Origin of the sequence: Metapseudomonas resinovorans DSM 21078 (assembly GCF_000423545.1) — a bacterium.
Lineage (GTDB): Bacteria > Pseudomonadota > Gammaproteobacteria > Pseudomonadales > Pseudomonadaceae > Metapseudomonas > Metapseudomonas resinovorans.
The window spans coordinates 75,469-94,417 of record NZ_AUIE01000015.1; the positions used below are offsets into that span (position 1 = coordinate 75,469).

17 protein-coding genes are annotated in these 18,949 nt (G+C 65.0%); 6 read left to right on the top strand and 11 right to left on the bottom strand.

Annotation, left to right across the window (positions count from 1 at the left end; genetic code table 11):
• Positions 1-10 precede the first annotated feature (10 nt).
• The 4 genes from G559_RS0113835 (at position 11) to G559_RS0113850 (ending at position 3,550) form a co-directional block, all read left to right on the top strand.
• A complete protein-coding gene (locus tag G559_RS0113835) occupies positions 11-1,132 on the top strand; it encodes a muconate cycloisomerase family protein (protein ID WP_028628791.1) in 1,122 nt (373 codons plus the stop codon).
• A 16-nt stretch (positions 1,133-1,148) separates the two neighbouring features.
• Positions 1,149-1,439, top strand: a complete 291-nt coding sequence (gene catC, locus G559_RS0113840) for a muconolactone Delta-isomerase (RefSeq protein WP_028628792.1) — start codon at positions 1,149-1,151, stop codon at positions 1,437-1,439.
• A 38-nt stretch (positions 1,440-1,477) separates the two neighbouring features.
• Positions 1,478-2,404 (top strand): catechol 1,2-dioxygenase, encoded by a 927-nt coding sequence (catA, locus tag G559_RS0113845; protein ID WP_028628793.1) that lies wholly within the window; start codon positions 1,478-1,480, stop codon positions 2,402-2,404.
• 276 nt (positions 2,405-2,680) lie between these two features.
• The gene (locus tag G559_RS0113850; protein WP_155945723.1) at positions 2,681-3,550 is read left to right on the top strand and encodes an alpha/beta hydrolase; all 870 of its coding nucleotides are present in this window, start codon (positions 2,681-2,683) and stop codon (positions 3,548-3,550) included.
• Positions 3,551-3,597: 47 nt separating this feature from the next.
• Here G559_RS0113850 and G559_RS28970 read toward each other — a convergent pair whose 3' ends face one another.
• The 10 genes from G559_RS28970 to antA form a co-directional block, all read right to left on the bottom strand.
• Positions 3,598-3,966: a methyl-accepting chemotaxis protein gene (locus G559_RS28970; protein ID WP_276325060.1), complete on the bottom strand. Its 369-nt coding sequence runs from the start codon at positions 3,964-3,966 to the stop codon at positions 3,598-3,600.
• A 49-nt stretch (positions 3,967-4,015) separates the two neighbouring features.
• Positions 4,016-5,269, bottom strand: coding sequence for an OprD family porin (locus G559_RS0113860; RefSeq protein ID WP_028628795.1), 1,254 nt, complete (start codon positions 5,267-5,269; stop codon positions 4,016-4,018).
• A gap of 129 nt (positions 5,270-5,398) precedes the next feature.
• On the bottom strand, positions 5,399-6,088 hold the full coding sequence (locus tag G559_RS0113865) for an ABC transporter ATP-binding protein (protein ID WP_028628796.1): 690 nt from the start codon (positions 6,086-6,088) through the stop codon (positions 5,399-5,401).
• Positions 6,081-6,830, bottom strand: coding sequence for an ABC transporter ATP-binding protein (locus tag G559_RS0113870; protein WP_028628797.1), 750 nt, complete (start codon positions 6,828-6,830; stop codon positions 6,081-6,083). Before G559_RS0113870 ends, G559_RS0113865 begins: the two co-directional genes overlap by 8 nt.
• Positions 6,827-7,846, bottom strand: a complete 1,020-nt coding sequence (locus G559_RS0113875; protein ID WP_028628798.1) for a branched-chain amino acid ABC transporter permease — start codon at positions 7,844-7,846, stop codon at positions 6,827-6,829. Before G559_RS0113875 ends, G559_RS0113870 begins: the two co-directional genes overlap by 4 nt.
• 10 nt (positions 7,847-7,856) lie before the next feature.
• Positions 7,857-8,768 (bottom strand): branched-chain amino acid ABC transporter permease, encoded by a 912-nt coding sequence (locus tag G559_RS0113880; RefSeq protein WP_028628799.1) that lies wholly within the window; start codon positions 8,766-8,768, stop codon positions 7,857-7,859.
• A 61-nt stretch (positions 8,769-8,829) separates the two neighbouring features.
• Positions 8,830-9,993 (bottom strand): ABC transporter substrate-binding protein, encoded by a 1,164-nt coding sequence (locus G559_RS0113885; protein WP_028628800.1) that lies wholly within the window; start codon positions 9,991-9,993, stop codon positions 8,830-8,832.
• A 231-nt stretch (positions 9,994-10,224) separates the two neighbouring features.
• Entirely contained in the window at positions 10,225-11,250 is a 1,026-nt protein-coding gene (gene antC / locus G559_RS0113890; RefSeq protein ID WP_028628801.1) for an anthranilate 1,2-dioxygenase electron transfer component AntC, read from the bottom strand.
• A 19-nt stretch (positions 11,251-11,269) separates the two neighbouring features.
• Positions 11,270-11,761: an anthranilate 1,2-dioxygenase small subunit gene (gene antB / locus G559_RS0113895; protein WP_028628802.1), complete on the bottom strand. Its 492-nt coding sequence runs from the start codon at positions 11,759-11,761 to the stop codon at positions 11,270-11,272.
• Positions 11,758-13,152 carry an anthranilate 1,2-dioxygenase large subunit gene (gene antA / locus G559_RS0113900; RefSeq protein ID WP_028628803.1) on the bottom strand — a complete coding sequence of 465 codons (1,395 nt, stop codon included), beginning with the start codon at positions 13,150-13,152 and terminating at the stop codon, positions 11,758-11,760. Before antA ends, antB begins: the two co-directional genes overlap by 4 nt.
• A gap of 741 nt (positions 13,153-13,893) precedes the next feature.
• Between antA and G559_RS0113905 the strand changes: the two genes are divergently transcribed.
• Complete coding sequence (locus G559_RS0113905; protein WP_028628804.1) at positions 13,894-14,907, top strand: AraC family transcriptional regulator; 1,014 nt, start codon at positions 13,894-13,896, stop codon at positions 14,905-14,907.
• 107 nt (positions 14,908-15,014) lie between these two features.
• Positions 15,015-15,752 carry a DUF899 domain-containing protein gene (locus G559_RS0113910; RefSeq protein ID WP_028628805.1) on the top strand — a complete coding sequence of 246 codons (738 nt, stop codon included), beginning with the start codon at positions 15,015-15,017 and terminating at the stop codon, positions 15,750-15,752.
• Positions 15,753-15,874: 122 nt separating this feature from the next.
• Here G559_RS0113910 and G559_RS0113915 read toward each other — a convergent pair whose 3' ends face one another.
• Positions 15,875-18,949 carry an efflux RND transporter permease subunit gene (locus G559_RS0113915; RefSeq protein WP_028628806.1) on the bottom strand — a complete coding sequence of 1,025 codons (3,075 nt, stop codon included), beginning with the start codon at positions 18,947-18,949 and terminating at the stop codon, positions 15,875-15,877.

Consider the following 18,949-nt stretch of genomic DNA (forward strand, 5'->3'; position numbering starts at 1 on the left):
GGGTATTGAAGTGAGCCAAGTTCTGATCGAAAGCGTCGAGGCGATCATCGTCGACCTGCCGACCATCCGCCCGCACAAGCTGGCCATGCACACCATGCAGAACCAGACGCTGGTGGTGATCCGCCTGCGTTGCTCCGATGGTGTCGAAGGCCTTGGCGAGTCCACCACCATCGGTGGCCTGGCGTACGGCAACGAGAGCCCCGAAAGCATCAAGCAGAACATCGACAGCCACCTCGCGCCGCTGCTGATCGGCCAGGACGCCTGCAACATCAACGCCGCCATGCTGCGCCTGGACAAGGCCGCCAAGGGCAACACCTTCGCCAAGTCCGGCCTGGAAAGCGCACTGCTGGACGCCCAGGGCAAGCGCCTCGGCCTGCCGGTGAGCGAACTGCTCGGCGGCCGTGTACGGGATGGCCTGGAAGTGGCCTGGACCCTGGCCAGCGGCGACACCGCCAAAGACATCGCCGAAGCCGAGCACATGCTGGAAATCCGCCGTCACCGCATCTTCAAGCTGAAGATCGGCGCCGGCGAAGTGAACCGCGACCTCAAGCACGTAATCGCCATCAAACAGGCCCTGGGCGACAACGCCAGCGTGCGCGTCGACGTGAACCAGGCCTGGGACGAATCCGTCGCCCTGCGTGCCTGCCGCATCCTTGGCGACAACGGCATCGACCTGATCGAGCAGCCCATCTCGCGCATCAACCGGTCCGGCCAGGTGCGCCTGAACCAGCGTAGCCCGGCGCCGATCATGGCTGACGAATCCATCGAAAGTGTCGAAGACGCCTTCAGCCTGGCCGCCGACGGCGCCGCCAGCATCTTCGCCCTGAAGATCGCCAAGAACGGTGGCCCGCGCGCCGTGCTGCGCACCGCGCAGATCGCCGAAGCGGCCGGTATCGCCCTGTACGGCGGCACCATGCTGGAAGGCTCCATCGGCACCCTGGCGTCGGCCCACGCGTTCGTTACCCTCAAGCAACTGACCTGGCACACCGAGCTGTTCGGCCCGCTGCTGCTGACCGAGGAAATCGTCAGCGAAGCACCGGTCTACCGTGACTTCCAGTTGCACGTGCCGCGTACCCCCGGCCTTGGCCTCGCCCTGGACGAAGAGCGCCTGGCGTTCTTCCGCCGCAAGTAAACAGGAGTCCGATCCCATGCTGTTCCACGTAAAAATGACTGTGAAGCTACCGGTCGACATGGACCCGGCCAAGGCCGCCAAGCTCAAGGCCGATGAGAAAGAACTGGCCCAGCGCCTGCAGCGCGAGGGCAAGTGGCGTCACCTTTGGCGTATCGCCGGTCACTACGCCAACTACAGCGTCTTCGACCTCGCCAGCGTCGAGGAGCTTCACGACACCCTGATGCAGCTGCCGTTGTTCCCCTACATGGAGATCGAGGTGGACGGCCTCTGCCGCCACCCATCGTCGATTCACGAAGACGATCGCTGATCGTTTCGCGCCGATAACAACAAGATGAGGAAATAGCCATGACTATCAAACTGTCCAGCACCGAAAGCGTTCAGAAGTTCTTCCAGGAAGCCAGCGGCTTCAACAACGATCAGGGCAACCAGCGCATGAAGAAGCTGGTCAACCGCATCCTGGTCGACACCGTCAAGATCATCGAAGACCTGGAAGTCACCACCGAGGAATTCTGGAAGGCGGTGGACTACTTCAACCGCATGGGCGCTCGCGGTGAAGCCGGCCTGCTGGTGGCTGGCCTGGGTCTTGAGCACTACCTCGACCTGCTGCTGGATGCCCAGGACGAACAGGCCGGTCTGTCCGGCGGCACCCCGCGCACCATCGAAGGCCCGCTGTACGTGGCCGGCGCGCCGCTGTCCGAAGGCGAAACCCGCATGGACGACGGCACCGACCCGGGCACCGTAATGTTCCTCGAAGGCCGCGTACTCGATACCGAAGGCCAGCCCATCGCCGGCGCGGTAGTCGACCTGTGGCACGCCAACACCAAGGGCACCTACTCCTACTTCGACACCACCCAGTCGGACTACAACCTGCGCCGCCGCATCGTCACCGACAGTGAGGGCCGCTACCGCGCCCGCAGCATCGTGCCGTCCGGCTACGGCTGCCCGCCCGATGGCACCACCCAGGAAGTGCTGAACCTGCTGGGCCGCCACGGCAATCGTCCGGCGCACATCCACTTCTTCATCTCCGCGCCGGGTTATCGCCACCTGACCACCCAGATCAACCTGTCCGGCGACGAGTACCTGTGGGACGACTTCGCCTACGCCACCCGCGACGGCCTGGTGGGTGAAGTGCGCTTCACCGAAGACGCCGCTGCCGCCGCTGCCCGTGGCGCCAAGGATCGCTTCGCCGAGATCGAGTTCAACTTCGAGCTGCAACCCGCTTTGACTCCGGAACAGGAAGCGATCCGCGACCGCGTACGCGCCGAAGCCTGAGTCACCGAATTGGTGGGGGAGGCTGGTTCCTCCGCCATTTGAGCCGGCCGTTTGGCCGGCTTTTTTATAGTTCTTCGCGGATTTCCGGGGTGACTTGCGTCGGGCACTCACTACCAATCCTGCACGGAAAACCCCCTCTGGGGTGAGGGTCATGGACCCGCGCTCGGTCTTGCCACGAATGACTACTCCAACTCCCCGGATAACCATCCCCGACTTTCCGGATTTCGCCCCTCCTCGGGATGCCGCCTAATCGCTGGACAACCATCGGAGGTGCCCATGACCCGCCCCAGCGATCCGGCCGAACTGGCCGCCTACTACGACGTGCAATACAACGCTCGTGCCAGCGTCGAGGACTTCGACCAGTACCCGCGCCAGTACCGCGCGCTGAGTGACGAGGCCCATGCCGGCCTGCGCTGTTTCAAGGATGTTGCCTACGGACCGGGTGCGGGCGAGCGGCTGGATATCTTCCCCGCCGAACAGCCGGATGCCCCGGTGCTGCTGTTCATCCACGGCGGTTACTGGCGAGCCTTGTCCAAGGCGGACTCCGCCTTCATGGCGCCGGCCCTGACCGCCGCCGGCGCGTGCGTGGTGGTGCTGGATTACGACCTGGCGCCTGCCGTGACCCTCGATCACATAGTCGACCAGACCCGCCGAGCGCTGGTCTGGCTGCATCGGCATATCGCCGAGTTCGGCGGTGACCCACAGCGCCTGTATGCGAGCGGCAGTTCGGCGGGCGGACACCTGACCGGAATGTTGCTGGCTGGAGGCTGGCACGGGCGCTACGGTGCGCCAGACAGCGTGCTGCGCGGCGCGCTGCCGATCAGCGGGTTGTTCGACCTGCGTCCGCTGCTGGAGACACATATCAACGGCTGGATGGGAATGGACGAGGTGGCGGCACGGCACAACAGCCCGGCCTTCCACCTGCCCACGCGAGGCGCCGAGCTGGTGATCAGCTACGGGGCGCTGGAGACGGCGGAGTTCGCTCGCCAGTCCCACGACTTCCTCGACACCTGGACCGCGCGGGGGCTGCCAGGTCGCTTCGTGGCCGCACCCGGCAAGAACCACTTCGATGTGGTGCTGGAGCTGGGCCAGCCGGAGACGCCGCTGTATCGGGCGGTGTGCGAACTGATGGGCCTGAATGGGTGAGCCTGTAGGGGCGAATGATTTCGCCCCTACAAGAGAAGCAGTGGTGATCAGCCCAGCAACGCCCGCAACTGCCCGGTGATCCGCTGCTTCTCGTCCAGCCGCTGCATGATGCGCTGGACGATTTCGTAGCGTGTGGTGGCCACGGTCTTCATCTCTGCCAGAGCCTGCAGGGCGATGACGGATTTCTCCAGGCCGGAGCGGGTCGAGCCATCCACCTGGGCCAGGCCCGTGCGGGCGTTCTCCGAGGCGTGCTGCAGGCCGCCGACAATCTCCCTGATCTGTTCGCTGGCTTCGTTGGCGCGGCGGGCGAGGTTGCGTACTTCATCCGCCACCACAGCGAATCCGCGACCCTGCTCGCCGGCGCGTGCCGCTTCGATGGAGGCATTGAGGGCCAGCCTTCGGCTGCTACTCCCGATGGTCGTTGCGCCTTGCCTGACCTTCGCTCGACGATTTTTCGTACAAAACCTAGAACAGCGCCAGGGTGTAGTTGAGGATCAGGCGGTTCTCGTCGATGTCGGTGCGGTAGTTGGAACGTGCGGTGACATTGCGGATGCGCACGCCCAGGCCCTTGAGCGAGCCGCTCTGGATCACGTAGCCGATATCCAGGTCGCGCTCCCAGTCCTTGCCTTCGAAGCCTTTGCCGGTATCCACGTTGTCGCCCTTGATGTAGCGCACCGTGGTGGTCAGGCCGGGGATGCCGAGGGCAGCGAAGTCGTAGTCATGGCGCACCTGCCAGGAGCGTTCGTCCGCCGAAGCGAACTCGTAGGTCGGCACTTCGTTGCCCAGCGGCGTGATGTTGGCGAACACCTTGGGGAAGCCCTGGTCGCCGTACATGCCCTGGTAGCCGACGAAGAAGGTGTGGCCGCCGCGCTTGGCCGAGAGCAGGGAGTAGAAGGCCTGGTTGTCGACGTCGCCGATCAGTTGCTTGCCGTCTTCGGCGGAGTCGTAGAAGCCGAGGTTCGCGCCCAGCACCCAGTCGCCCACGGGCTCGGCGTGCTTGAGGCTGACCAGGCGCTGGTCATAGATGTCTTCCAGCTGCGCATACCAGGCACCGACCGTGGTGCGCTTGTCGTTGAAGGCGTAATCGGCGCCCGCGTAGTTGAAGGCATCGCTGGAGGCCTGGCGCTGCGGTTGGTAGCCGATCTGGGCCTGGATCTTGTCGTCGCCGGCTTCGTTGCGCAGGCTGGTGCCGGTCAGGTGGCCGCCCTGCAGGGTCAGGCCGGCGATCTCATTGGAAGTGATGCTGGCGCCCTGGTAGCTGGGCGGCAGCAGGCGGATGTCGCTGAACATCAGTACCGGCAGGTTGGGTTGCAGCTCGCCGACTTTCAGCTCGGTCTTCGACACGCGCATCTTGCCGGCCACGCCCAGGCGGCTGTAGTCGTCAGCGGCCTCGCCATCCTCCTGCACCGGCAGCAGGCCGGTGTTGACCCGGTCGGGGCTGCTGTCGAGCTTGATGCCGAGGGTGCCGATGGCGTCGAGGCCGAAGCCCACCGGGCCTGGCGTATAGCCGGACTTGAAGTTGAGGATGAAACCCTGGGCCCATTCCTCGGCCCTGGACTGCTGGTTCGGCCCGACGATGTCGGAGAAGTCGCGGCTGAAGTAGTAGTTGCGCAGTTGCAGGGTGGCGGTGGAATCCGCGATGAAGCCGGATTCTGCAGCCAGGGCGGAAAGCGGGAGGGTGCTCAAAAGGATCGGGAACGCACGGGACTTGTAGATCATCGCAAGGCTCTTCTTCTTCTGGTTTTCTGGGCGCAACCGTCCGCCGCCGGCCTTTGAGGGGGCCGATGGAGGGCGGGTTGCGTCGGGGTGTCCGGCCCGTCGTGACTACGGGCCGGATTCAAGGGCGCGCTAGACGCCCAGGTATCGGTGCGACAACTCCGGTGTCGCGGCGAGCTGATCCGGCGTGCCCTGCCAGACCTGTCGGCCCTTCTCGATGATGTGGTGGCGATCGACCACCCGCGCCATCTCCTTGAGGTTCTTGTCGATGACCAGGATGGTTTCGCCCTCGGCCTTGAGGGTGGCCAGGCAGTTCCAGATGGTCTCGCGGATCACCGGGGCCAGGCCTTCGGTGGCTTCGTCGAGGATCAGCAACTGCGGGCTGGTCATCAGCGCGCGGCCCACCACCAGCATCTGTTGCTCGCCGCCGGAGAGGGTCTTCGACAGTTGCTCTTGGCGCTCTTCCAGACGCGGGAACAGCGCGTAGATGCGCGCCAGGTCCCACTTGCCGCCCTTGGTGGCGGTGGCCAGCAGGTTCTCCTTCACGCTCAGGCTGCCGAAGGCGCGGCGGCCCTCCGGCACCAGGCCGAGACCCGCCTGGGCGATGCGGTAGGGCAAGGCGCCGCGCATCTCCTGGCCGTGTATGCGGATACTGCCGGCACTGGGCTTGAGCAGGCCCATGATGGATTTCACGGTGGTGGTCTTGCCCATGCCGTTGCGGCCGATCAGCGAGACCACCTGACCCTGTTCGATGCTCAGGTGCATGTCGAACAGCACCTGGCTCAGGCCGTAGCCGGCCTGCAATCCACTGACTTCAAGCATGTTCTTCCCCCAGGTAGGCGGCGCGGACCTGCGCGTTGCTGCGGACTTCTTCGACGGTGCCGGTGAGGATGGTCTGGCCGTAGACCAGTACGGTGATGCGGTCGGCCAGGGCGAACACGGCATCCATGTCGTGCTCCACCAGCAGGATGGCGTAGCGGCCCTTGAGCGACTGGAGCAGCTCGGTCATGCGCGCGGATTCTTCCGCACCCATCCCGGCCATGGGTTCGTCCAGCAGCAGCACCGACGCCTCCTGGGCCAGCGCCAGGGCCAGTTCCAGCTGGCGGCGTTCGCCGTGGGACAGCTCGCTCACCAGGTCCTGGGCGCGGCGGCCGAGGCCCACCTGCTCCAGGTAGCCCAGGGCCGGGTCCAACAGGCTGCGGTCGCGGGACAGCGGGTTCCACATACCGAAACTCTTGCCTTCGCGGGCGGCGATGGCCACCGCGACATTCTCCAGCAGGCTGAAGTCCGGGTAGAGCTGGCTGACCTGGAAGGAGCGGGCCAGGCCCAGGCGTGGTCGCTCATGGGCCGGCACCTCGGTGATGTCCTGGCCGGCGAAGAGGATCTGGCCCTTGTCCGGTCGGATTTCCCCGGCGATCTGCGAAATCAGCGTCGACTTGCCGGCGCCGTTGGGGCCGATGATCGCGTGCAGCTCGCCAGCGGCCAGCTCCAGGTTGGCGCCGTTGGTGGCTTTCACTGCACCGAAGGCCTTTTCCAGGCCACGGATGGACAGTTGCGCGCTCATGGGTGCACCTCGCGGGTGGTAGCGACAGGGGCGGACTTGGCGGAGACCTTGCGCGGCCGCTGGCCGGCCATCAGCAGGCCGTAGATGCCCTGGCGGCCGAACAGCACCACCAGCAGCAGCAGGGGGCCGAAGATCAGCAGCCAGTGTTCGGTCCACAGGCTCAACAGCTGTTCCAGGCCGAGGTAGACGGCCGCGCCCAGCACAGGGCCGAGGAGGGTGCCGACGCCGCCGAGGATGACCATGGCCATCAGCTCGCCGGACTTCTGCCAGGCGCCCATATCGGGGCTGACGAACAGCGCGTAGTTGGCCCAGAGCACGCCGGCCAGGCCCGCGCCGAGGCCGGCGATGACGAAGGTGGTGAGGCGATAGCGCAGGGGTTTCAGGCCAAGGCTGATGGTGCGTCGCTCGCTCTGCTTGAGGCCGCGCAGGATGAAGCCGAAGCGCGAGTCCACCAGGCGCCGGCAGAACAACAGCCAGGCCACCAGCAGGGCCACGCAGAGGTAATAGAACGCGTTGGCGTCGTTCAGGTCGAGGCCGGGCAGGCTGTTGCGCTCGTTCATCAGGATGCCGTCGTCACCGCCGTAGAGGGACAGCGAACCGAGGATGAAGTAGAGCATCTGGCTGAAGGCCAGGGTGATCATGATGAACTGCACGCCGCTGGTGCGCAGCGACAGGTAGCCCATCACCAGGCCGAGCAGGGCACAGCAGAGCAGGGCCAGCGGCCAGACGATGAGCGCGCTGTTGCTGCCTTCCCAGCCCCACAGCGGCATCGCCTGCGAACTGTGGAAGGCGATGATGCCAACCACGTAGCCGCCCAGGCCGAAGAAGGCCGCGTGGCCGAAGCTGACCAGGGCGCCGTAGCCGATCAGCAGGTCCAGGCTGGCGGCGGCCATGCCGTAGATGGCCAGGCGCGTGAACAGGCTGACCAGGAAGGGTTCGTCGAACAGCGCTGCCACCAGGGGCATCAGCGCGAAGGTGGCCAGGCAGGCCAGGTCGATAATCAGGCGTCGGGACATGGGATTCTCCTCAGGCGCGGGCCGGCAGCAGGCCGCGCGGACGCATCAGCAGCACCAGGGCCATGACGATGTAGGCGCTGGCGGAAATCAGCCCGGCGCTCAGGGCGCCGCTGACCTCGGCCGGCAGCAGCTGGTCCAGCAGTTGCGGGATGTAGGCGCGGCCCAGGCTGTCGACCATGCCGATCAGCAGGGCGCCCACCAGGGCACCGCGCACCGAGCCGACTCCGCCGACGACGATGACCACGAAGGTGGTGATCAGCACCTTCTCGCCCATGCCGATCTCCACCGAGAGCAGCGGCGCGGCCATGAACCCGGCGAGGCCGCAGAGCATGCAGCCGAAGACGAACACCAGGGTGTAGAGACGGCTGATGTTCACCCCCAGGGCGCCGACCATCTCGTGATCGTCGGCGCCGGCGCGGATCAGCATGCCCAGGCGGGTGTGGTTGATCAGCAGCCACATGCCCAATGCCACCAGCAGGCCGGCGCCGATGAACAGCAGGCGGCTGACCGGGTACATCAGGCCGGGAAGCACTTCGACGAAGGCGTTGTACCAGTCCGGCGTCGGCATGGCCGGCGGGCTGCGGCCGAACAGCAGGGTGATCAGCTCGTTGGTGAAGAACACCACGGCGAGGGTGGCCAGCACCTGGTCCAGATGGTCGCGTTTGTAGAGGCGGCGGATGATCCCGGTCTCGATCACCAGGCCGTAGAGCGCGGCACCGGCCAGGGCGGCGAGGCCGCCGAGCCAGAACGAGCCGCTGGCGATGGCGGTATAGGCGGCACAGAAGGCGCCGACCATGTAGAAGGCGCCGTGGGCCAGGTTGATGACGCCCATGATGCCGAAGATCAGCGTCAGGCCGGAGGCGAGCAGGAACAGCAGGGCGCTGTACTGCAGGCCGTTGAGAAGTTGTTCGAGCAACAGCATGGCGAAGTCCTGCGGTGGTGGCCCGCCGGTGTGGCCGGCGGGCTGGCGGATCAGGTTGGAATCAGAGCGCGCACTGGGTCGCGTAGCTGTCCACCTGGGCCTTGGCGATGGTCTTCACCGGCACTTCGGCGAGCTTGCCATCGGCGCCGGCCTGGACCTTGAGCAGGTGCCAGTCGATCACCGCATGCTGGTTGCTGCCGAAGCGGAAGTCGCCACGTACCGAGTCGAAGCGGGCATCGCGCAGGGCCGCTCGGAAGGCATCGGCGTCCTTGAGGTTGCCGTTGGTGGCCTTGAGTGCCGAGCCGATCAGGCGCGCGGTGTCGTAGCCCTGGGCGGCATACATGGTCGGCGCGCGGTTGTACTTCTCGGTGAAAGCCTTGATGAAGGCCTGGTTGGCCGGGTTGTCGGACTGCGGGTTCCAGCCGCTGACCACGTTGACGCCCTCGGCCACGTTGCCGGTAGCCGCCAGCATGCGTTCATCCATGGAGAACACCGGCACCACCATCGGAATGCTTTTTGCCAGGCCCGAGCTGCCGTACTGCTTGGCGAAGTTGATGCCGGCACCACCGGGATGGAACTGGAATACGGCGTCCGGGTTCAGCGAGCGGATGCGCGCCAGTTCCACGGAGAAGTCCAGCTGGTTGAGCTTGGTGTAGATCTCGGTGACTTCGCCCTTGAAGGTGCGCTTGAACCCGGCCAGCGCATCGCGGCCCGCCTGGTAGTTGGGGGCGAGGATGACCATCTTCCTGTAGCCCAGGTCGTTGGCGGCAACGCCGGCCATCTCGTGGGGCACATCGTTCTGGTAGGAGGCAGCGAAGTAGTTCGGCTTGCACTGCGCGCCGGCAAGGTTGGACGGTGCGGCGTTGGTGCTGATGTAGAAACGGTCGCCCTGGGTGGCGCCGTTGACCACGGCGGCCAGCACGTTGGAGAACATCACGCCGGTGTAGAGGGAGATGCCGTCCAGGCTCATGCGGTCGATGATCTGTTTGCCCTTGGCCGGTTGCAGGCCGTCGTCCTCGACCACCAGCTCCACCGGCACGCCGCCGAGCTTGCCGCCTTCCTGGTCCATGGCCAGGCGGAAGGCGTCGCGGGCGTCTTCACCGAGGTAGCCGGCCGGGGTCGAAAGGGTGGTGATGAAGCCGATGCGCACAGGGTCCTGTGCCAGGGCGGGAAGGGAAGAGGCCAGTGCGGCCCCGAGCATCGCAAGGTTCAGAGTCGTTTTCATGGTTACCGCCTTGGTTACGCAGTGCCGTCGTGACCCGGCCTGCTAGTTGTTGTGTGGGCAGTTGGTGAAACAGGTGGAGCGGATTTGTTGTTCTTGCTCTTCGTAGGATGGGTAGAGCGGAGCGAAACCCATGCTGGCCGTGCCAGGGCATCGAGTCCGATGGCGCCTGAGGTCGCTAATTGATGGGTTTCGCAGGCTCTACCCCTCCTACGGAAAGGGCGGAGCCGGGATTCAGGTATTGCTCTCGGTGAACTTCTCGAAATACAGGTGGCCGTTGTCGAGGCTGTTTTCCCTGAGCCAGGTCTTCACCGACTCGACCATCGGCGGTGGGCCGCACAGGTACATGTCGAAGGGGGCTTCGCGCAGGGCGGCTGCATCGAAGTGCTCGGGTACGTAGCCGCGCTTGCCGTTCCAGTCCTGGCCTTCGTCGCTGATCACCGGGGTGAAGCTGAAACCGGGGATGCGCGCGGCGTAGCCCTGGATGCGCTCCAGCTCGCAGAGGTCGGCCACCTGGCGCACGCCGTAGAACAGGTGCACCGGCTGGCCGCAGCCGCCGCGCGCGGCGATTTCGTCGAGCATGCCGAGGAAGGCCGAGAGGCCGGTGCCGCCGGCGACCAGCAGCAGCGGCTTTTCGATGTGGCGCATGTAGAAGGCACCCAGCGGGGCTTCGAAGCGGATCTCGTCTCCCACCGTGCAGCGTTCGCGGATGTAGTTGCTCATCACTCCGTCCGGCAGCAGGCGGATGAGGAACTGCAGCTTGTTCTGGGCATTCGGCTGGTTGGCGAAGGAGTAGGAGCGCTTCGAGTCCGTGCCCGGCACCTGTAGCCGGGCGTACTGGCCGGGCAGGAAGTCCAGGCGCTGGCCGTCGACGCCGGCATCCAGGTGGAGGATGGCGGTGGTCGGCGACACCTGCTCCACAAAGGTGACGATGCCGCGCTCCTGCACCGTCTTCGACGCGCCGCAGAGTGCGGAGTCGAAGTCGAAATAGAAGGAAGCATCGGACTGCACGCGGGTCTGGCAGGTGAGCATCTTGCGCTGCGCCAGGTCCTGCTCCGACAGCGCCTCTTCGTCCACGTAGTCCATTGCGAAGCGGCCGGACTCGCAGCGGCCCATGCAGGTGCCGCAGACGCCCTCGCGGCAGTCCAGCGGGATGTTGATGCCGTTGCGCAGGGCAGCGTCGAGGAGGATCTCGTTGCCCTGCACGGGGAAGAACAGGGTTTTGCCATCGGCAAAACTGAAGGCGACCTTGTGGTTCATGGCGCGTACTTCCGGTGGATCAGAGGTGGTAGAAATCGAGCACCGAGTTGATGGTGTCGTTGAGCAGGACCATGTGCTTGCGGGTGATCTTCCAGCTCTCGCCTGCCGGCTTGAGGTAGTAGGTCGCATGGCCGAAGAACTGCTCGCTCTGGCCCAGCCGGAAGTACAGGGTGTGCCAGTTGGCCTTCACTTCCAGCTGGCCGTCGTCGCGCTCGGCGATGCGCACGTTGCTGATCTGGTGCAGGGTGCGCGGCATCGGGATGGTCGAAGCGGCCTTGCCGGTGCGGATGCGGAACACGCGGTCTTCCAGGCCCGAGCGGTTGCTGTAATAGATCAGCGACATGCCGCGCTTTGGGTCGGTGGTGTACTGGTGCTCGGACTCCCACTGCGGCAGGTGGTACTCGCACTGCTCGTCGAACAGGTCCAGGTAGGCGTCCCAGTCCTGGGCGTCGCACAGGGCGGACTTGCGATAGAGGAACTGTTCGATCTGGTATTGCAGCTGCTGGTTCATGCCTGCACCTCCTGCAGTTTCAGGGCTTTCTGGTCCAGGCCCTGGAGCAGGAACCGCTGCCAGTTGCTGTGCTGGCTCACGTACAGGCCTTCATGGGTGAATTCGGTGCCGGTCATCACCGGGGCGATGCCCAGGGTCTGGCTGTTCGGCGTGGCGCCGGTGACCCACTTGCCATAGCCGCGGGAGATGTCGCTCCAGCGCTCCAGGCGTCCCTGGAAGCCGCGTTGCTGTTCGCGGAATTCCACCAGGTCATCGGGGGTGCCGAGGCCGGAGACGTTGAAGAAGTCCTCGAACTGGCGGATGCGGCTCTCGCGGTCGGCGTCGGACTCGCCCTTCACGCCGATGCACTGGCTGATGATCTCGGTCTTGTTCCAGGCCACCGGGCGCACGATGCGCAGCTGCGAGCTGATCTGGTCCATGAAGAACAGGCTGGGGTAAATGTTCAGGTTGCGCAGGCGGTGCATCATCCACTCCGCCTTGGCCTGGCCGTGCTCTTCCACCAGACGCGGCATCACGGTGGCGTAACCGGGACGCACGGTGGGGTTGGGCATGTCGCTGAACAGCACGCTGTGGCCGTTGTTGAAGGAGAACCAGCCGTCGTCGGTTTCGGCATCGCCGGCGCCAAGCTTGCTGTAGTCCAGCGTGCTGCTGGCGCCACCCTTTTCAGCGTTGACCTGCTGGCGGTGCTGCACGGTGGCCACGTAGTTGTAGTGCACGGTGCTGACGTGATAGCCGTCCAGGCCGTTCTCGTTCTGCAGCTTCCAGTTGCCGTCGAAGGTGTAGGTGGACTTGCCGGGCAGCACTTCCAGTTCACCGGTGGGCGACTGGGCGACCATCATGTCGAAGAACACCTTCGCGTCGCCGAGGAAGTCTTCCAGGCTGTCGGTGCCCGCGACGTCGAGGCTGATGAAGACGAAGCCCTTGTAGCTTTCGATGCGCGCCTTCTTCAGGCCACGGGTGGCCTTGTCGAAGCCTTCCGGGTACTCGCCGGGCGCCTTGACCTTCACCAGGCGGCCGTCGCTCTTGTAGCACCAGGCGTGGAAGGGGCAGGTGAAGGTGGACTGGTTGCCCTTGCCGACGCGGGTGAGGGTGGCGCCGCGATGCTGGCAGGCGTTGATCAGGGCGTTCAGCTCGCCATTGCCGTCACGGGTGATGATCATCGGCTGGCGGCCGGCACGCAGGGTCATGAAGTCGTGGACGTTGGGGATCTCGCTCTCGTGGCAGGCGTAGATCCAGTTCTTCTCGAAGATCAGCTCCATCTCCAGGTCGAACAGGTCCGGCTCGGTGAACATGTCCCGGGCAATGCGGTACACGCCTTCGGCCGGACGGAAGTCCAGGCAGCCGCTGACGTACTCTCTCCACTGCGCAACGTTTTTATTCGAAGTATTCATGGGTGGCACCTTCCACATCGGGCGAAACAGTGGAGGTCATTAGAAGGAGCCGGGACTTCCCCGGTCTATCCGCTTGGTTGGCAAAGACGCGCCGAAAATTTTGTGTCCGGCCGGCTGGCCGCAAGGCGCAAGGGGCGGGGTTTTCAGCGACTTTCGGGCGGCCGGAAAAAGCGGATAGCCTATGTCCAGGAAGCGGATAGCGGCGAGGCCCTGAAGGGGAATTGAATCCACTCTGTCGGCAGATTGGCGGGGCGCGGTAACGACCGCCGGGCCTGGATTGGCCCGAGGTAACGCAAAGTCGTGGAAAGGACGGATGGCTAGTCGATTCGTTCGCTGCGCGCTATCCGAAAAATTGGCAAAGACTATCCGCCGGTGCTGCGCGGGTAACCCTTTGCCTGCGCACCCTTCCCAAGTCGGGTAACACTGGGGCGCTTCACCTGTCTGGCGGTGCTTCATCGAGTGACGCCGGTGACGGTGGGCCACACGCGCATCGAAGCATTGCTGCGCGTGCTTCAGGGCGAGGCAGCGAGGCTCTGGGATGAGGCGTCCAGACGAGTTTTCGGGCTCCTTGGAGTGACCCGTCCGGGGGCGCGAGGAACGGTTCTATCCGGAAAGTTGGCCAATGCTATCCTCGTTTTCTGCTCTTCGAAGGATCGTGCTGGCGTGGCATGGAGCTTGCCTGCTTTAACTCGACGCGCCGCTAGAGCGCGCATCTCCAATTGCCGTGTTGGGTGCCGCGTGATGAGTACGAAGAACCATCTTCATTTTCGAGACATATCCGCCGATCGCTACGATCTGGCCGGAGCCCGGTCCTGGATGTCGAATATTTGCGGCCCTCACCACTTGAAGGTGGCGAAGCCCGAACGCATCCAGTTCCACCACAGCGGCAATGTGCTGCCCTCGATGTCCACGACCCTGGGCTACGTGGAGTACGGCACCGACGTCACCATCGGCGTCGGTGAGGAGATGAACCTCAACTGCTACAGCGTCAGCCTGCCTCTCTGCGGTGAGCAGGAGCTGGCCAAATCCGGTCGCCTGCTGCATTCGGATCGCGATTGGGGCGTGATCGTCTCGCCCCACGAGCACCAGGAGCTGACCATCGGCGGCGACTGCCACAAGTTGCAAGTGGCCATTCCCCGTGCAGCCATGCAGCAGACGCTGGAAGACCTGCTGCAGCGCAGTGTGGACTTGCCCATATGCTTCCAGGCCGAGATGGACGCGGTGGAAGGCGCGGCCGCGTCCTGGTGGCGCATGGCCCGGCACCTGATCGACGAGCTGGAGCGCAGTCGCGATCTCTACGGCCAGCTGTTCTTCACCCGCGACCTGGAAAGCGCGCTGATCAAGGGGCTGATCCTGGCCCAGCCGAACAACTATTCGGACGAGCTGCGCGAGCGTCTGGAGATCAAGCTGCCGCACTACCTGCTTCGCGCCCGCTCGTTCATCCAGGCCCATGCCCGCGAGGACATCTGCCTGGAAGATATTGAGCGAGCCGCCGGTGTTTCGCGCTTCAAGCTGTTCGAGGGCTTCAGGAAGTACTTCGACCTGTCGCCGATGGCCTACTTGAAGAAGCATCGGCTGACCGCCGTGCGTCAGGACATCCTCGAGGATCGCTCGCAGCGCAACATCTCCGAGATCGCCATGGCCTGGGGCTTCAATCACCTCGGGCGCTTCTCCAGCGAGTACCGCAAGCTCTTCGGTGAAACACCGAGCGCCACTGTCCAGCGGCTGGAGGCCAGACGCGGCCACAGCTTCTGAGGCCAGACCGCTCGTCGCCAACGCTTTGCGCCATTGTCGAGCGCACCCTCTGCCGGACGACTACCAGGGCGAGTTCCCTATCAACGTCTGGTTCAGGAGTGCGCACCATGAAAATCGACAATCACCCCGTAGTTTCTCGAGCAGAATGGCTTCAGGCCCGTGAGGCGTTGCTGCGCCAGGAAAAGGCCTTCACCCGCGAGCGCGACAAGCTCAGTGCCGAGCGCCGTGCGCTGCCCTGGGTACGCATCGAGCAGGTCTACGCCTTCGAAGGGCCGGACGGCTGGGAAACCCTGGCCGACCTGTTCGACGGGCGTAGCACGCTGGTGGTCTACCACTTCATGTTCGCTCCCGGCTGGAAAGAGGGCTGCCCGGGTTGCTCCTTCCTGGCCGACCATATCGACGGCGCCAACCAGCACCTCAAACACCACGATGTGACGCTGCTCTGTGTGTCGCGGGCGCCCTTGCAGGAGTTCCAGGCTTTCCGCAAGCGCATGGGCTGGACGTTCAAGTGGGTGTCGTCCCAGGGCAGCAGCTTCAACCAGGACTTCGGCGTGGCCGCACGGCGCGAGGACATCGACGCCGGCACTGCGCGCTACAACTACGGCACCAGCAAGGACCCGGGCGAAGACATGCCAGGGCTCAGCGTGTTCTACCGCAATGAGGCGGGGCAGATTTTCCACACCTATTCCACCTACGCCCGGGGGCTGGATCTGTTGGTGGGGGCGTACAACTTCCTCGACCTGCTGCCCAAGGGACGGGACGAGCAGGAGATCATGGACTGGATGACCTACCACGACCGCTACGAGGACGAGCCCGCCAAGGTGCACAGCTGCTGCGCGGAGTAGCCTCTCGCAATTGTGAGGTGAATTCATTCGCCAAGCAGGCCGAAGGTCTGCCCTGGGGGAGTGTCAGGGGCAACTGCGTTGCCCTTGGCGAATGAATTCGCCCCTGCAGGAGGTTTACCGCCTCATGCCAGGGCCGCTGCGGTGGTTATCGGTTTTTCCTTCCGCAACACCAGTGCACACAGCGCCGGCAGGAACAGCAGGGTCAGCACGGTGCCCACCAGCACGCCGCCGATCAGCACGTAGGCCAGGGATGACCAGAACACCGAGAAGGTCAGCGGGATGAAGGCCAGGGCGGCGGCCAGGGCCGTGAGCAGTACCGGGCGGGCGCGGCGGACGGTGGCTTCGATGATGGCTTCGCGCAGGGGGCGGCCGTGGGCCCGCTCCTGTTCGATCTGGTCGGTGAAGATCAGGGTATTGCGCATCAGGATGCCGCCGATGCCGATCAGCGCCAGGATGGCGTTGAAGCCGAAGGGCTGGTTGAACAGCAGCAGCGCCGGGATCGCGCCGATCAGGCCCAGGGGCGCGGTGGCGAAGACCATGAACATCACGCCGAAGGAGCGCACCTGGAACATGATCACCACCAGGGTCAGCAGGATCATCACCGGGAACAGCACGGCGAGCGCCTTGTTGGCCTTGGCGCTTTCTTCCACCGGGCCGGCGATGGTCACCTTGTAGCCCGCCGGCAGCTTGGCGATCAGCGGTTGCAGCTGGGCGTAGACGGCCTTCTCTACATCCGGCGGCTGGGTGCCGGCAATGATGTCGGCGCGCACTTCGAATGTGGGTTCGCGGTCGCGGCGCTTGAGGATGGGTTCTTCCATCACAGGCTGGAAGCGGCCCACCTGTTCCAGCGGCACCGAGACGCCGGCTGAGTTGGTGATGGTCAGGCCTTCGATGCCGCCGAGGTTCTGCCGTTGGGCATTCAGCGCCCGCACCATCACGGCCACGGTGCGTGTGCCCTCGCGCACTTCGGTCACCGGGTTGCCGGTGAGCAGGGCATTGAGCTGGCTCTTGACTTCGTTGGGGGTGAAGCCGAGCAGGCGCAGGCGGTCCTGGTCCAGTACCAGGCGATAGGCGCTGCTGCGCTCGCCCCAGTCGACGAAGGTGTCGCGGGTCATGCTGTTGGCAGCGACCACGGTGCGGACGTCTTCGCTGATCTGGCGCAGGGTGTCGAGGTCCGGGCCGGAAACGCGGAACACGACCGGGAAGGGCACCGGCGGGCCGAACAGCAGTTGGGTGACGCGTACGCGTGCGGAAGGGAATTCACCCGCTTCGATGCGCTCACGCATGCGCGCCTTGAGGGCGTCGCGGGCTTCCGAGTTCGCCGTCTGCACGATGATCTTGGCGAAGGCCGGGTCCGGCAGTTCGGGGTTCAGGGACAGGAAGAAGCGGGGTGCGCCGCCGCCCACGTAGGCGTCAACCAGCTTGGTTTGCGGCTCGTCCAGCAGGGCTTTTTCCAGCTGCGCGACCACGGCTTCGGTGGCCTTGAACGCGCTGCCCGGCGGCATGTAGACCTCGACCAGCAGTTCGGAGCGGTCGGAGTTGGGGAAGAACTGTTTCTTCACCACGCTCATGCCCAGGCCGCTGAGCACGAAGGCCAGCACCACCAGCGCGGTGACCGACTTGCGATGGTTGACGCACCAGGTGACCAGCGCGCGCAGGCGCTGGTAGAGGCGGGTGGCGTAGAGCGCTTCATGGCCGCCGGGCACCGGTTTGATGTTCGGCAGCAGTTTCACCCCCAGGTAGGGCGTGAAGAACACCGCGACCACCCAGGAGGCGATCAGGGCGAAGCCGACGATCCAGAAGATGTTGCCGGCGTATTCCCCGGCGCCGGACTTGGCGAAGCCCACCGGCAGGAAGCCGATGACGGTCACCAGAGTGCCGGTAAGCATGGGCGCGGCGGTGGAGGTCCAGGCGAAGGTGGCGGCCTGGACACGGTCCAGGCCTTCCTCCAGTTTCACCACCATCATTTCGATGGCGATGATGGCGTCGTCCACCAGCAGGCCAAGGGACAGGATCAGCGCGCCGAGGGTGATGCGGTCGAACTCGCGGCCGGTCATCAGCATCACCACGAAGACGATGGACAGGGTCAGCGGCACCGCTGCCGCTACCACCAGGCCGACGCGGAAACCCAGGGCCAGCAGGCTGATGAGCATGACCACGCCGAGGGCGACGAAGAACTTGAGCATGAACTCGTTGACCGCGATGCGGATCTTCTCGGCCTGGTCGGACACCTTGTCGAAGGTCACGCCAAGCGGCAGCCCGGCGTGGATGCGGTCTTCCTCGGCCTGCAGGGATTTGTCCAGCTCCAGGCCGTTGAAGTGCTTCTCCATGATCACGCCGAGCATCAGCGCCGGCTCGCCCTGGTGGCGGATACGGTAGCTGGGCGGATCTTCATAGCCGCGCTTTACCGTGGCGACGTCGGCGATGCGCAGCAGTTTGCCGTTGGCGTTGATGGGCACGTTCTCGATCAGCTTCAGGCTGTCGAAGGCACCGTCCATGCGGATGTAGGCGCGCGGGCCGGCGGTTTCGACGAAGCCTGCCGGGGCCACGCCGTTCTGTTTGGCCAGGGCTTCGAAAATCTGCTCGGGCTTGAGGCCCAGGGTTGCCAGGCGCTCATAGGAGAACTCGACGAAGATGCGCTGGGCCTGTTCGCCGAGGATGTTGACCTTCTTCACGCCGGGCAGGTTGAGCAGGCCCTGGCGCAGGTCCTCGGCCATTTGCACCAGCTGACGGTGGGGCAGTTGCTCGGCTTCGAGGGCATAGAGGGCGAAGTAGACGTCGGAGTATTCGTCGTTGAAGAAAGGCCCGATCACGCCTTGCGGCAGGCGCTTGGCTTCGTCGGAGACCTTCTTGCGGGTCTGGTAGAAGAGCTCCTGGATGTCGCCCGGCCGGGTGGAGTCGAGGTACTGGAGCTTCATCGAGACGAAGCCGGGCTGGGCGATGGTTTCCACCCGGTCGTAGAAGTCCAGTTCCTGCAGGCGCTTTTCCAGGCGGTCCGCCACCTGCTCCTGCATTTCCCGCGCGGTGGCGCCGGGCCAGGCGGCGGTGATGGTCATGGTCTTGACCGTGAAGGACGGGTCTTCGGCGCGCCCCAGCTTGCTGAAGGCAATGGCGCCGGCGACCAGGGTAGCGATGATCAGGAAGAGGGTGACGGCGCGGTTCTGCACCGCGAAGGCCGAGAGGTTGAACCGGCCCAT

What these genes read in the sequence shown, in the direction of transcription:
- catC (WP_028628792.1), top strand. Translation starts at nt 1,149, where the DNA reads ATGCTGTTCCACGTAAAAATGACTGTGAAGCTACCGGTCGACATGGAC.
- catA (WP_028628793.1), top strand. Translation starts at nt 1,478, where the DNA reads ATGACTATCAAACTGTCCAGCACCGAAAGCGTTCAGAAGTTCTTCCAG.
- G559_RS0113850 (WP_155945723.1), top strand. Translation starts at nt 2,681, where the DNA reads ATGACCCGCCCCAGCGATCCGGCCGAACTGGCCGCCTACTACGACGTG.
- G559_RS0113860 (WP_028628795.1), bottom strand. Translation starts at nt 5,269, where the DNA reads ATGATCTACAAGTCCCGTGCGTTCCCGATCCTTTTGAGCACCCTCCCG.
- G559_RS0113865 (WP_028628796.1), bottom strand. Translation starts at nt 6,088, where the DNA reads ATGCTTGAAGTCAGTGGATTGCAGGCCGGCTACGGCCTGAGCCAGGTG.
- G559_RS0113870 (WP_028628797.1), bottom strand. Translation starts at nt 6,830, where the DNA reads ATGAGCGCGCAACTGTCCATCCGTGGCCTGGAAAAGGCCTTCGGTGCA.
- G559_RS0113875 (WP_028628798.1), bottom strand. Translation starts at nt 7,846, where the DNA reads ATGTCCCGACGCCTGATTATCGACCTGGCCTGCCTGGCCACCTTCGCG.
- G559_RS0113880 (WP_028628799.1), bottom strand. Translation starts at nt 8,768, where the DNA reads ATGCTGTTGCTCGAACAACTTCTCAACGGCCTGCAGTACAGCGCCCTG.
- G559_RS0113885 (WP_028628800.1), bottom strand. Translation starts at nt 9,993, where the DNA reads ATGAAAACGACTCTGAACCTTGCGATGCTCGGGGCCGCACTGGCCTCT.
- antC (WP_028628801.1), bottom strand. Translation starts at nt 11,250, where the DNA reads ATGAACCACAAGGTCGCCTTCAGTTTTGCCGATGGCAAAACCCTGTTC.
- antB (WP_028628802.1), bottom strand. Translation starts at nt 11,761, where the DNA reads ATGAACCAGCAGCTGCAATACCAGATCGAACAGTTCCTCTATCGCAAG.
- antA (WP_028628803.1), bottom strand. Translation starts at nt 13,152, where the DNA reads ATGAATACTTCGAATAAAAACGTTGCGCAGTGGAGAGAGTACGTCAGC.
- G559_RS0113905 (WP_028628804.1), top strand. Translation starts at nt 13,894, where the DNA reads ATGAGTACGAAGAACCATCTTCATTTTCGAGACATATCCGCCGATCGC.
- G559_RS0113910 (WP_028628805.1), top strand. Translation starts at nt 15,015, where the DNA reads ATGAAAATCGACAATCACCCCGTAGTTTCTCGAGCAGAATGGCTTCAG.
- G559_RS0113915 (WP_028628806.1), bottom strand. Translation starts at nt 18,949, where the DNA reads ATGGGCCGGTTCAACCTCTCGGCCTTCGCGGTGCAGAACCGCGCCGTC.